This is a genomic window from Thermodesulfobacteriota bacterium (assembly GCA_030583865.1).
Lineage (GTDB): Bacteria > Desulfobacterota > GWC2-55-46 > GWC2-55-46 > GWC2-55-46 > UBA5799.
In genome coordinates this window covers 2,569,855-2,583,610 of record CP129479.1, presented here as the reverse complement: position 1 = coordinate 2,583,610, position 13,756 = coordinate 2,569,855, and the positions used below count along the sequence as shown (strand labels likewise).

Below are 13,756 nucleotides of genomic sequence, written 5' to 3'. Positions count from 1 at the left end.
GGCATGAGGAACATAAGGCTCGTAATCGAATATGAAGGCACCTCCTACGCGGGCTGGCAGGTCCAGCAAGGGCTCCCCACCATACAGGGCTCGCTCGTCGAGGCCGCGAGGAAGCTCACGCAGAAGGAGGCGGTCATAACCGGGGCCTCCAGGACTGACGCAGGAGTACACGCCTTAGGCCAGGTAGCGAGCCTCCGGACAGAATCCGCCATACCATGCTGTAACATCATGCAGGGCATGAACGTTTTCCTGCCAAATGACATAGTAATAAAAGAGGCGTTTGATGCGCCCCCTGAGTTCGATCCCAGAAAGGACTCCACGGGCAAGGTCTATGTTTACAGGATAATAAACAGGGGCCATCCCTCGGCCCTTCTCCGTAACTTCACCTGGCATATATTCAACCCCCTCGACATCGTCGCAATGCAACAGGCTGCCGCTCATCTCATAGGCGAAAAAGACTTCTCGTCGTTCAGGGCCGCGGGCTGCGAAGCGCTCCATGCGAAAAGGGAGGTCACGTCTGTAAATATAAGCGAAAAAGACGACGGGCTCGTGGAGATAGAAGTAAGGGGAACGGCCTTCTTGAGGCACATGGTCCGAATCATGGCAGGCACTCTCGCCGCGGTTGGAAAAGGCAAGCTCTCTTCCGATGAGGTCCTTCGCATCCTCGAGGCCAGAGACAGAACACTGGCAAGCCAGACCGCTCCTGCCCGGGGGCTCGTGCTTGTTAAGGTGGAATATTGAACGCCAGGATGCGCGCGCAGCAACACCCTGCGCGGTTTCGTTTTACAAAAATAACCCGGGCATGAGGCGGAGCGAACATAAGGTTGGAGGAAGGGCGGGCGAGGCGGGGCAGCAGGAGCGAGGCCCCGTAGGGGGCTGAGCGACTTAAGGGCCGAGCCCGGAGGATGGGGGAGGAAAGAGAGCGGAGCCTTATGCCGAAAAGCGCGGTAGCGCGCAAAAGATTTTTTGCACCGGTACTCAAATGAAAAGGTCCTCTCAATAGTATTCTTCAGTATTCTTCAGTATTCTTCAGCGGCTTGCAAGAAACCGCACGTCCCCTGCGTTTCACCCTGAAAACCCTTGTTTTTACGCTCACCCTGTTGCATACTTTATACGGCGAAATTCCTTCAAGGATCCGGTTTTTATGGAGCTTACGCTTGGCCCGGTCCTCTTCGATTGGCCCCGCGAAGAGGTATTGGGTTTCTACAGGGAAGTCTCGAAGACGGACGTGGACAGGGTCTATGTCGGCGAGGTGGTCTGCTCCAGGAAGCTCGGCCTCTCCCGTGACAATATGGAGGGCATAGTAAAACTCCTTCAGGATTCCGGGAAAAAGGTCGCCCTCTCGACCCTTGCCGTCATCTCGAACGACGAGGAGCTTCAAACGGCCCGGAGCCTGTTTGATTTCCAGGTCCCCTTGGAGGCTAACGACATGTCGGTCTTCAACATGGCCGACCCGCGGGAAAGGGAAATCATTGCCGGGCCCCATATCACCTCCTATAACGCGCCGACCATAGATTTCCTTAAATCCATAGGCGTCAAGCGGGTGGTGTTCCCCGTCGAGCTATCAAGGGAATCAATAAGGCACTGCATAGAGAAGACCGGGATAGCGGGCGAGGTCTTCGCGCACGGGAAGGCGCCACTTGCCTTCTCCTGGCGGTGCTACACCTCAAGGGCATTCGGCCTTTCCAGGGCCGAATGCAGGCACGATTGCCTCAAGTACCCGGACGGCATGGAGCTTAAGACCATAGACAACGGGCCGCTATTCTCCATAAACGGCACCTCGATACTGAGCGCAGCCACGCACACGCTCGTGGAATATGTCGAGGACCTTAAAGAGATAGGCGTTTCCGCTTTAAGGATATCGCCGCAATACAGGGACACGGCCAGGATAATCGAGGTCTTCAGGGCCCGCATGAACGGCACCCTCGGCCCCTCGGAAGGGCTCAGGGAGCTAAAGGCGATAACAAAAGGAGAGTTCACAAACGGCTGGTATCTCGGAGGCGCGGGCAAAGACTATTTAGCAGGCTGCTGAAAAAGTCCATCTGCGTCGAAGGCTACGTCGCTTGACACTCCGGCGTACACGAAAGTACGCCTCATTCCTCGCTCCTCGACGCCTAGCATATGGAGCTTTTTGAGCAGCCTGAATAAAAGCGGAGTTTTTCAGCAAGGTTTTAAATACTGTGGGGAAGCATCTAATGCGGCCAATGGGCCGTGGAAGGGAAGGTGGAGCATGGCGGACCTGCTTGATAAGGCGATACTCATAGGCATGGGCCTTGAAAGGAAGGCCAGGGAGGTTCTTGAAGAGCTTGAGAAATCCGGGAAGGGCTCGAAGGATGCATCCGGCGAGGGGCTTCCGCCCAGGGAGGCTGTCGAGAACAGGGTCGTTGACGAAGGGGTGAGGGCGCTCAAGGAGTTCCTTTCGGTCGTGAGCTCCGCGAAGGAGAAGCTTGAGAAGGAGGTTACGTCCTCTTCGGGGAAGGTATTCGAGAAGTTGAACGTTGCCACACAGGACGAGCTTGAGGTCGTAAAGGAGATGGCCAGGCTTGCAAGGGAGAAGGTGGACAAGCTCGAAAAAAGGGTGTCGGACCTGGAGGCAAGGCTTGAGAGGAACGAGTTCAAGGAAGGCATGTAATCAGCACGGATGGCGAAGAGCGCATACAGGAACCTAAGCAGGCTCAACCGGATAGTGGTCACGCTCATCAGGTACGGCTTCGGCTCCCTCGCGAGGGAGCTCCGGGTGCTGCCGCCGTTCATCCCGGCCATAGAGCGGATCTTCATCTCTAAAAAGGCGCAGAATTTAAGCGCCCCGGTAAGGATACGGCTTGTTCTGGAAGAGCTCGGCCCGACCTTCATAAAGCTCGGGCAGATAGCCTCGACAAGGGCAGACCTCCTGCCGCCCGAGTGGGTCGAGGAGATGAAGAAGCTCCAGGATATGGTGCCGCCCGTGCCGTACGAGGAGGTCAGGAAGGCGGTCGAGGGCGCGCTCAAGGCCCCTATAGGCTCGAAGTTCGCCTCCTTCGACCCAATCCCGGTCGCCTCGGCCTCGATAGCCCAGGTACATTACGCCGAGCTCTTTGACGGGACAAAGGTAGCGGTCAAGGTGAAGAGGCCCGGCATAGAGCACGTCATCGAGTCCGACCTCTCGGTCATGCACACCATTGCGGGGCTCCTTGACAGGTACGTGCCGGCGGCCCGCCGCTACAGGCCGCACGACGTGGTCGCCGAGTTCGAGAGGGTCGTAAGGAACGAGCAGAACCTCGCGGCCGAGGGCGTGAACATGAACCGGTTCTCGGAGATGTTCAAGAACGAGCCCTCCATACAGATACCGCGCGTCTTCTGGGACTACTCGAACGAGGACATCCTTACGATGGAGCGCATATACGGCACTCCCATCGACGAGGTTGAGGCGCTCAAGGCCAGGGGGCTTGATGTAAAGGAGGTCGCGACAAGGGGCCTCACCATATTCTTCAAGCAGGTGTTCGACCACGGCGTATTCCACGCGGACCTTCACCCGGGGAATATCTTCGTAAGGGACGACGGCGCCATCATCTATCTCGATTTCGGCATCGTGGGGAGGATAGACCGGGACCTCCGGAACTATCTCGCGAGCATGCTCTACCACCTTGTCCGTGCCGACTATTACAGGATGGCCGTTGTCCACAGGGATATGGGGCTCATATCCGACGACGTAAGCCTCTCGGACTTCGAGGACGCGCTCCGGGACATATCCGAGCCCATATTCGGGAGGACGCTCGAGCAGATAGACATCTCGGGGCTCCTCATGAAGCTCATACAGACCGCGAAGCGCTTCAACATGAAGCTCCAGCCCAATCTGCTCCTGCTCCAGAAATCGATGGTGATCATAGAGGGGGTAGGAAGGCAGCTATACCCTGACGTCAACATGTGGGAGGTGGCAAAGCCCCTCATCTACAGGTGGATGGCGAGGGAGAAGCTTTCGCCGGGAAGGTTCGTGGAGAAGGGGCGCGAGCGGGCGGAAGATATTCTGGATACCGCGTTCGACCTGCCGGTAAACTTCAATACTCTCCTTCGGAGGGCGCTCCGGGAGGACCTCCGGATAGGCTTCGTGCACCACAGGCTCGAGGAGGTCACAGGGGAGCTTGAGAGGGCCGGCAGGAGGATAGGAGGCGGGCTCGTGGTGGCCGCGCTCTTTATAGGCGCCTCGCTCGTGGCGGTCTTTTCAAAGGACGGCTTGACCTTCCTGGGACTGCCGCTTCTGAGCGGGGCGGGTTATGCGGCGGGCGCTATAATGGGATACAGGCTTTTCCGGAGGGGCAAGGTCAATGGAAGATAGAAAGACAAAGGTCGTTGCCATAATCCAGTGCGATTTTGCGAAGGAGCGCTGCAGCGGCTTCGCCTGCCTCGATTCCTTCACAAAAAGGAAGGACGCCTTCAAGGATTATCCCGGCGAAGACGCCGTAATTGCCGTTCCCTTCAACTGCGGCGGCTGCCCCGGAAGGAGGATACCGAGGACGATCGCTCACCTCGTGAAATCGGCCATGAAAAAGGCGGGCGTTGAAAAAGACGAGATAGTATTTCACCTCTCCTCGTGCATGATCACGGACAACGGGCATTACCCGCCGTGCCCGCATCTCGGGTACATAGAGAAAATCCTCGACAGGAAAGGCGTGGCGTACAGGAAAGGGAGCTACGGGAGCAAGACCGCGACCTCGCGGAGGGCTTCCGGGAAATACGAGCCGTTCGAGTTCTAAAGGGTGGTTTTATGACGGAGAAGATGACATACTTCGGGAACCAGCTCATCCCCGAAGCGGAAAAAGAGAAGAAGGTAAGGGAGGTCTTCGACTCCGTAGCCCAAAGATACGACCTCATGAACGACCTCATGAGCTTCGGCATCCACAGGCTCTGGAAGAGGTTCGTAGCCTCCGAGGCCGGGTTGCGGCCCGGTCAGTCGGCCCTGGACGTGGCCGGAGGCACGGCCGATATAGCGCTATTAATGGCGGACAGGGTGGGCAGCGAGGGGAGCGTCGTGGTCTTCGACATTAACGGCGAGATGCTCAAGGTCGGGCGCGACAAGTGCGTCGACAGGGGCTATCTCTCGAACATCCGCTTCGCACAGGGGAATGCCGAGGAGATACCCTTTGAGGACAATACGTTCCACTGCGCTACCGTCGGCTTCGGCATAAGGAACGTGACCCACCTCGACCGGGCCCTCTCTGAGATGACCAGGGTGGTAAAGCCCGGCGGCAAGGTCATATGCCTCGAGTTCTCGCGCCCGGAGAGCGCGCTCCTCAGAAAGGCCTATGACCTCTATTCCTTTTCGTTCATCCCGTCGGTGGGCGAGATGATAACCGGGAACAGGAGCGCCTACGAGTACCTGCCCGAGTCCATCCGCAAGTTCCCGCCGCAGGAGGAGCTTAAGAAGATGATGCAGGATGCCGGGCTCTGGAAGGTAAAGTACCACAACCTCCTTAACGGCATAGCAGCCGTGCACGTGGGCGTGAAGGTTTAGCAGGGTGTTGAAAAACATCCCGCCAAGCAATCCACGGATGGATTGCCGAATTGCGAAGACTATTCAAGTCGAGTGATTCTGATAGACGGTTTTCGGATTTTGATTTTTTTGTCTGGGAAGGCGCATGGAAAAGGAAGAGGCGAAAAAGAAGCTGAGAGAAGGGCTCTACAAGGGCCTCCGCCTGCCGCTAAAGGCGATGCCCCTCTGGATGGAGGCCATAGGCATGGGCGTGTTCATATCGACGGTGCTGGACAAAAACCCCGCGCTCCGTGAAAGGCTCGGCGAGATCGACGACAAGCTCTTCCTCTTCGAGGCCCGGGACGTGGAAAAGAAGTTTTTCCTCCACGTAAAGGACAGGGACGTAAAGGTGGTGCCGCATTCCACGCGCGTGCCCGATGTTACCATGAGCGGTAGCGCGAGCGTCCTGATGGAAGTGCTACTCGGCAAGGAAGACCCGGACACGGTCTTCTTCTCAAGGAAGCTCGAGATAACCGGCGACACCGCCGCCGCCATACATTTCAAGAACCTGCTCGCCTCGCTCGGATAAAAACGGAGTCCCCCCGGCTGCCGACCTTTAAGCCTGCGACTCAAGAAAATTCCTTCGAAGTTGACAAAAGCCAAAGGTGAGATAAGCTTTCTCCTTAATACACTTTTCGGCTTTGCCTCCGAACCCGCCTGCCTCTTTAAATGAGACAGTCGCCGGGCCGTTTTTACCCTTTCGCATCAAAATTCGATTTATAAGAGCTGACTGGCTTCCGGGCCCCTTTTGCGTCGAAACCAGCGAGGTGGACATGAAGAGGACGGCTTTATTTGCGGTGCTGCTCCTTATGGTCCTTGCCTTCCCGGGCAAGTCCTTTGCCGATATTTTTTATGTCCGCGCCGACGCCCAGGGAGACAATTCGGGCAGCGATTGGACAAACGCGTTCAGGAGCCTTCCCGCGGAGCTTCTCCGCGGGAGTACATATTATATCGCCTCCGGAGAGTACCCGGGCTACACCTTCGACGACCCCATGCCCGAGGACCCCGCACTCAATTTCATATACATAAAAAAGGCCATACCTGAAGACCACGGCACAGACACCGGCTGGGAGGACTACCTCGGAGAGGGGAGCGCCGACTTTGAGGCCACTTTGACCTTCAAGGCAGGGTATTACGAAATAGACGGGCAGGTAGGAGGAGGGCCAGGGAGCTGGAAGGAGGGGCACGGGATCAAGGTGCGGCATTCGGGCACTTCCGACCAGATAAAGCTCATAAGGATATCTGAAAGGGTATCGAACCTCGTCTTCAAGCACGTCGAGATGTACTTCAACACGTGCACAACGTGCTCGGGCCAGGATATCTTCTACAGTCTGAGCGGCGGCTCGGACTGGACCTTCCGAAACTGCTACATGCACCACGCCGGCAGGGTCATACTCCTCACATTCAGCTCCACCTCCGGCGTGCTGATCGAGAACTCCATGCTCGAGAGGAACGGCGTGTCCTCGACACAGCACTCGGAGGTCTGGATAGCGCGCGACGCCAATAACGTTATCCTGCGGAACAGCGTGATAGCGGATTTCGTTAGCACCGGCGGCATAATAATAAGCAGGGGCGAGAACTGGGACATATACGGAAATATCTTTATCTGGACCGAAAACTGGGGCAGGAGGTCCATGAACGGGGCCATAGGGAGCCTCTCCTCGTCCGCCGACTATTACGCGCGGAATGTGAACGTATACAACAATACATTCGTGGACCTTGTCGAGGGCGGGGCCGGCAAGATATTCCCCATCTATAACGAGATCGGGAACGTAAAGGCCTACAATAATCTCTGGTACAACAGCCCGGCTACATCGTTCGGCCCTGGTGTCGAGCATAACTACAACTGGTTCATGAACTCGAACGAGGGCTCGATATTCGAGAGCGCCATGCAGGTCGGGGAGGGGGACCCGTTTATCGATTTCGCCAGCGGCGATTTCCGCCTCACCTCCGGGACGGAACCGGGCATCGTCCTCCCGGAGCTGTATGACACGGACATGGCCGGCATTGCCCGCGGCGCGGACGGTTTCTGGGACCGCGGGGCGTTCGAGTTCGAGTCGGCTGCCGGCGAGGTGAACGAGCCGCCGTCGGCTTACGATGACTACGCGGCGACCGCAGAAGATACACCGGTGGCAATCGACGTGCTCGCGAACGACACTGACCCCGAGGGGGACGCGCTTACGGTAAGCGGCCTTTCGCCGCCCGGTAACGGCACGGCCATCTTAAACCCCGACCAGACCGTGACATACACGCCTGCCCCCGGCTTTACCGGCACTGACAGTTTTACCTACGCGGCCCATGACGGCAGGTCGGAGAGCAACGCGGCCACCGTGACCGTGACGGTTTCGGGGGGCGAGGCGCTTATTGCCAATGACGACGCGTATTCGACGGACGAGGACAGCGTCCTCGTTGTCGAAGCGCCGGGCGTCCTGGGAAACGATACGCTGGAGGGTTCCGGCCCCGGCGCCGAGCTTGTCTCAGGCCCGGTAAACGGCACGGTGACGCTTGAACCGGACGGCTCTTTCAGGTACGAGCCCCTTCCCGACTATAACGGCCAGGACTCGTTCTCATACAGGGTGGTCACCGCGCTTTCCGAGAGCAATATCGCGGCAGTGGTCCTGACCGTAAACCCCGTGAACGACTCGCCTTTAGCGGCGGACGACTCGGCTTTCACGTTCAGGGGAATGCCGGTAGTCATAAATGTGCTTGCGAATGATTCGGATATCGATGGCGATGCCTTGACGGTGGCTTCCATTGCCGCTCCGCAGAACGGGACAGCTGGAATCAACCCCGATCAGACTGTCACTTATACCCCTGCCGAGGGCTTTGTGGGCATTGACAGCTTTACGTACAGGGCATACGACGGCGCGGTTGAGAGCAATAGCGCGACAGTTACGATAACGGTGCAGGACAGGCCCGAGGCGGTAGACGACACCTACTCCACCTTGGAAGATACGCCCCTTCAGGTGGCTGCACCGGGCGTACTCGGAAATGACTCGGGCGAGGGGGAGCTTACTGCCCAGCTCGTAACCGGCCCGTCAAGAGGAAGCCTCAGCTTGAATTCCGACGGCTCGTTTACCTATTCGCCTATGGATGGCTATTCGGGTTTCGACACTTTCACCTATAAGGCAGTTTCGGGGGGTGCGGAGAGCGATTCAGCGACAGTTACGATAACAGTGCAAAACAGGCCGGAGGCGATAGACGACACCTACTCCACTCTGGAGGGTACGCCCCTGCAGGTGGCTGCCCCTGGCGTACTCGGAAATGACTCCGGCGAAGGGGTGCTTACTGCCCAGCTTGTCACTGGCACAACCAGCGGAAGTCTCACCCTCAATCCAGACGGCTCATTTTCCTATACTCCGGGATTTGGCTATTCAGGCGTTGATTCGTTCACCTATAAGGCCGTCTTAGGCGATGCTGAGAGCGATACCGCGACAGTTACGATAACGGTGCAGGGTAGGCCCGAAGCGGTAGACGACACCTACTCAACAATCGAAGATACGCCCCTTCAGGTGGCTGCCCCTGGCGTACTCGGAAATGACTCCGGCGAAGGGGTGCTTACTGCCCAGCTTGTCACTGGCGCGGCGAACGGAAGCCTTACCCTCAATTCCGACGGCTCGTTCGTCTATTCTCCTGCGACAGGCTATTATGGCATTGACACTTTCACCTATAAAGCCCTCTCCGGAGGCGTGGAGAGCAACTCCGCGACCGTGAGTATAAGCGTTGCCAGGGCATCCAATACCGCGCCGGTCGGCTACCAGGACAGCGCGACGACCAACTTCAATACGCCCGTAGTCATACCTGTGCTCGCAAACGATATTGACGCGGACGGCGACCCGCTTAGCGTGGCGGCCATAACCATCACGCCGCCAAACGGCACTGCTACGATAAACCCGGACAACACCGTGACATTTACGCCGAATCCCGGCTTCAGCGGAAGCGACAGGTTTTACTACAAGGCTACGGATGGCATGGACTTGAGCAACACGACGAGGGTCACGGTCAGCGTCAAATCGAACAAGCCCCCCGTAGCGGTCGTGGATTATGCGACCACCAGGATCAACACTCCGATACTGATAGACGTTGCCGCAAACGACTACGACATCGACGGCATTATCATCAGGGAGAGCGTTATTGTCCTCAGCAGGCCAGGCCGGGGCGGCACGGTCGTAAATAACACGGACGGCACAGTGACGTTCACCCCGGCGGCAGGCTTCACCGGCTTTGACTACTTCTACTACAATATCAAGGACGACTACGGCGCGACTTCGAAGAGCGCCAAGGTAACGGTGAAGGTGGAAAGATAGCGGAGCCGGATGCGAATGGAAGGAAGTTTTCTGGCGGCGCGGCAGTGCCCCGCGAAAAGGACCCCGCTCAAGGCGGGGTCCTTTGTTCTGAGCCTTATTGAAAGCGGGCTATGACTTTTGAGCGCCAGGCGGCACAGCCTGGTCGGCTTTTCAGAACGCGGCGAAGAGCATCAGGGTCGTAAGGTTGTCTCCCTGTCCAGGCCCCGGCCCGCCGCCGCCGGAATACCATGTTGAGTCGATCTGAACCTGTATGTTTTGAAGTGGGGTGTAGACAAGCCCCAGCGTGGTGGCGTTGTCCTTGTCGTCCCCTGCGGCGCCGCTCCGTCCATGACGGTAAGCCGCCGCCGCAGTGAGCTTGCCAGGCACCACGCCGACCTCTGCCAAAATCGTCCAAGCCTTTCTGTCCTTTTCCTGGCTCTCATTGAAGATGTTCCCGCCTTCGCCCGGCGCCCCGTCAGATTTTGCCGCTCTCGCGTACGTGAGATACACGCCAATGGGGAGCTCTCCCGCTGTGCCCTGCGCCTGCGCGTCAATCGCCCAGGCCTTGGCCTCCTTCCGGGTGACGTTCAGGGCCGTATCGTCGTCCGAGTCAGTGCTGATATTAGTCTCCCTGCCTGCCCAGACCTGCGCGCCAAGCCCCAAGTCCCATCCCTCGAATGTCGGCGTAAAAGCCGCCCTGCCGTAATGGAGATAAGGGCCGGAAGCTATCTCAGACGAGTGCTCGTTGGACCACAGGGTGTAATTCGCAAACCAGAGCTGGTGCGCCGCCCCCAAAGTGATGCCGGTTGCGGACGTGGCCGTGCCCAGATACTGCTGGGCGGATGTTTCCGTGCGGTGCTCTATTGCCCTCTGGAGCCTCAAGGCCCCGGTATTCAGGAGCTCAAGGCCGTATGCCGGGCCGAAGGCGTCTGTAGTGAACGGGACGACGTTTACGCTCACGCCTTTCATTTCGTGGACGAACGGTATCTTGAAGGAGGTGAAGCGCGAATCTCCGTCCTTGAGAGAGGCCTCCAGGAGAAAGCCTACGTGCTCGCCGACCCTGCCGCCCAGAAGGAGGGCGGCCTCGTCAGGAAACTGGAGCTGCCCCTTGTTGAGTTCCTTGTCTCCGGGTCCGGCGTCCGGGTGGTTGGAATCCCCGTCCCTTTTCTGGTATCGCACCTTTGTGACAAAAGAGGCGTTGAGAGCCGAGGGCAGTGAAAGGAAGTCGCCATCTATCATGCTCTGGCCGCCTGTCATGGTGTACCCTCCGGATTTGAAGGCGCGGCCAAAGGAATTGAGCGTGGGGAAATGCTGAAAATGACAGGAATTGCACGCCATTCCTGTCTGCCGCGAAAAGGCGGGCACGGCAGAGGATTCGCATGGAAGAAGGAGCGACAGAGCGAGAAAAGCGATAACGCCAGCGGCACCCAACAGAAATCTCATCATGCAGCCCTCCCTGAATGAGAATTGGATTGTCAAGTGGCAGTTTACTTAATGGCAAGGACTCTACCAGCAGTTTTGAGATTGTCAAGAAAAGGCGGGATTTTTTTTAATCATGCGTGCGGGTGCAGCAAGGACCGGATGTTGACAGTACGCCCTATTTCTGTTATTTTTCACGAATCTGCAACGCTTCCACCAATAAGGCCCGAGTGGCGGAATTGGCAGACGCACGGGACTTAAAATCCCGAGGTGGCAACACCGTGCCGGTTCGACCCCGGCCTCGGGCACCACTACTATGAACCTCTCCCCGGCCTGAAGGCCGGGGTATCGGGAAACCGTGAGGCGATATTGCCTCCGCTACGCCAGCTTACGCTGGCTTCGCTACGGGCGGCCATTCATCCCCGGCCTTGAAAGGCCGGGGGTTTCTGACCGTTTCTCTAAAATAAAAAGGTGGGCGCAGCCCACCATACAAGACTTCACCATCCAAAAAGACAGAAACAAATTAGCGCAATCAAAAGGTTATGAATTTTCTCCGCTGTTCGCGCCCCGCATCCGCCAACTTACTTTTTTTAAAACCTTTTACTACTACTGCTCAGAACAATTCACTTTTGTAAGCTGATATTTCGTTTAGATTATCGGTTTTGTTAAATTTTTTATAAAGTTTTCTTTTTTGTATTCCGATATGTATGAAATATGTATATTTCGGAAAAATATGCCAGATTATTAATAAATATCCTGACCGGCTTTTTCCAAGGACTCATATTCTGGATATCCACCTCATACTGGGGTGTGGACGAGTCATCCCTTTTTGGAAAAAACAATAACATTTTCCTTGCCAGCATTTCGGCTTTTGCAATCATATCAGGTCTTGTCCTGCAGTTTGGCTGGACGAACAGATGCAGGATACCACTTTTCTTAATTTCCTTATCAACCGGCCTCGTTTACGCAGCGATTACCGCGTGGACTATTTCGATGCTCCCAGCCTGGGGTGTACCCTTTAAAGGGGATAATAATCGTATAACTACTCTTTTCTTTGGCTCAGCATGTTCACTTTATATTTTCATCCCATATTTACAGGTCTTCGTCGAAAACGGAAGCCTAAAATTTCCCTATACGGATCTCTTCAAACACAGCTGGAATAATTTCTTTGTCGCGGCAATAGCCCTTCTTTTTACGGGTATTTTCTGGGGTCTTATCGGCCTATGGGGTGGGCTTTTCCATCTCATTGGGATAGCCTTCTTCGCGAACATATTCTTTACCAAAGAATTCATGCTCGTCGCCACCCCGGTCGCCTTCGGCCTGGGTATCATGATTGGCAAGGACTTGAACGCGGTCACGATAACCCTGCGCAATGTGGCGTTGCTCGTCTTTAAAACACTAATGCCACTTCTTTCGATTATTGCTCTCCTTTTCATATTTGCGCTCCCGTTCACCGGCCTGAAGCCCCTATGGGATACCAGAATGTCTTCGGTAATAACCCTGTTGCTCCTGGCCTGTACGGTCATTTTCATAAACGCGGTCTTCCAGAACGGTAATTCGAAGCCGCCGTATCCAGCGTGGATTAGAAGGGGTGTTGAGGGGATGCTTCTCGCGTTGCCCGCATACGCAGCTATAACGCTCTATTCAATCTGGCTTAGGATAGACCAGTATGGTTTCATGCCTGACCGGGTATACGCGCTGATATTCGCGTTAATAGCGGCATTCTATTCCGTCGGGTATGCCGTCGCCGTTCTCGTGAAAAAAAATATATGGCTTGGGCTAATGAGGTCCGTTAACATTGCCGTTTCGCTGATCGTTATGGCCATTGCGATATTGATTCATACACCTGTGCTCGACCCAATCTCGATAAGCGCAGAGAGCCAGTTCAAGATGCTGGCCGCGGGCCGGATCGACCCAGCAGCATTCGAATACCAGGTGCTTAAATTCCAGCTTGGTCAAAATGGCTTTGAGAAACTCAAGGCGCTCTCCGAAATGAAAGACCATCCTGAAGCGGAAGCAATTCGTGAACGAGCCAAAAAGACAATCGAACAGGACCACTTTGACTATGCCTTTTTAGCAAAGGCTGCCCGTACGGAAGCCGAGCCAAAAGCAGAGGCTCTGGAGTTTAAAGAAGAGCACCTCAATGTGCTGACTTCTTCCAAAGAATTACCTGTCGGTCTTATGAGCGCGATAACGTCAAGCTTGCAAGGGTGCGGGGATATTCTCGCACTCTGCGTGAAGCAAAAGGATTGCGCAGTGTTTTCGAGGAACATGGATGATGATATGGAAGAAGAGTATATTTTCGTGCAGTCCGAAATCTCTTGCGGGGGCCTGCATTTATTTGACAGAGTTGACGGGCAAAACTGGTCTTATATCGGTGAAATGAGGCAAACTGGAGATGATATAAAGAGCAGATCGTCACTTATAAAAGCGATAGAAGAGGCAACTCTCATGCCCGCTGTCCCGAAATATTTGGATCTTGAAAACACTGGCAATGAAAAGTGGCATTTCGAGCTAAGTAATGGAAAAAGAGTATATTGAGCCG

At 55.9% G+C, this 13,756-nt stretch carries 10 protein-coding genes and 1 tRNA gene; 10 read left to right on the top strand and 1 reads right to left on the bottom strand.

Translation table 11 applies throughout. The features are described from left to right. Positions 1–3: 3 nt before the first annotated feature. From truA to QY316_12285, 8 genes are all read left to right on the top strand, one after another. Positions 4–741, top strand: coding sequence for a tRNA pseudouridine(38-40) synthase TruA (truA, locus tag QY316_12320; protein WKZ32680.1), 738 nt, complete (start codon positions 4–6; stop codon positions 739–741). 403 nt (positions 742–1,144) lie between these two features. Beyond that, on the top strand, positions 1,145–2,032 hold the full coding sequence (locus QY316_12315) for a U32 family peptidase (GenBank protein WKZ32679.1): 888 nt from the start codon (positions 1,145–1,147) through the stop codon (positions 2,030–2,032). Positions 2,033–2,230: 198 nt separating this feature from the next. Beyond that, a complete protein-coding gene (locus QY316_12310) occupies positions 2,231–2,632 on the top strand; it encodes an accessory factor UbiK family protein (GenBank protein ID WKZ32678.1) in 402 nt (133 codons plus the stop codon). A 9-nt stretch (positions 2,633–2,641) separates the two neighbouring features. Then, positions 2,642–4,312: a 2-polyprenylphenol 6-hydroxylase gene (ubiB, locus tag QY316_12305; protein ID WKZ32677.1), complete on the top strand. Its 1,671-nt coding sequence runs from the start codon at positions 2,642–2,644 to the stop codon at positions 4,310–4,312. Beyond that, positions 4,302–4,730, top strand: a complete 429-nt coding sequence (locus tag QY316_12300) for a CGGC domain-containing protein (GenBank protein WKZ32676.1) — start codon at positions 4,302–4,304, stop codon at positions 4,728–4,730. The genes ubiB and QY316_12300 overlap by 11 nt, the downstream gene beginning before the upstream one ends. Positions 4,731–4,741: 11 nt before the next feature. After that, positions 4,742–5,488 carry a bifunctional demethylmenaquinone methyltransferase/2-methoxy-6-polyprenyl-1,4-benzoquinol methylase UbiE gene (gene ubiE / locus QY316_12295; GenBank protein WKZ32675.1) on the top strand — a complete coding sequence of 249 codons (747 nt, stop codon included), beginning with the start codon at positions 4,742–4,744 and terminating at the stop codon, positions 5,486–5,488. Positions 5,489–5,612: 124 nt separating this feature from the next. Continuing rightward, positions 5,613–6,035: an SCP2 sterol-binding domain-containing protein gene (locus QY316_12290; GenBank protein WKZ32674.1), complete on the top strand. Its 423-nt coding sequence runs from the start codon at positions 5,613–5,615 to the stop codon at positions 6,033–6,035. A gap of 244 nt (positions 6,036–6,279) precedes the next feature. Beyond that, a complete protein-coding gene (locus QY316_12285; protein ID WKZ32673.1) occupies positions 6,280–9,813 on the top strand; it encodes an Ig-like domain-containing protein in 3,534 nt (1,177 codons plus the stop codon). Positions 9,814–9,963: 150 nt separating this feature from the next. Here the strand turns inward: QY316_12285 and QY316_12280 are convergent, their stop codons facing one another. After that, a complete protein-coding gene (locus tag QY316_12280) occupies positions 9,964–11,049 on the bottom strand; it encodes a hypothetical protein (GenBank protein ID WKZ32672.1) in 1,086 nt (361 codons plus the stop codon). Between the two features lie 386 nt (positions 11,050–11,435). Between QY316_12280 and QY316_12275 the strand changes: the two genes are divergently transcribed. Both QY316_12275 and QY316_12270 read left to right on the top strand, forming a co-directional pair. Continuing rightward, positions 11,436–11,522 (top strand) — tRNA-Leu (locus QY316_12275). A gap of 403 nt (positions 11,523–11,925) precedes the next feature. Then, positions 11,926–13,752, top strand: coding sequence for a DUF4153 domain-containing protein (locus QY316_12270; GenBank protein WKZ32671.1), 1,827 nt, complete (start codon positions 11,926–11,928; stop codon positions 13,750–13,752). Positions 13,753–13,756: the final 4 nt, after the last annotated feature.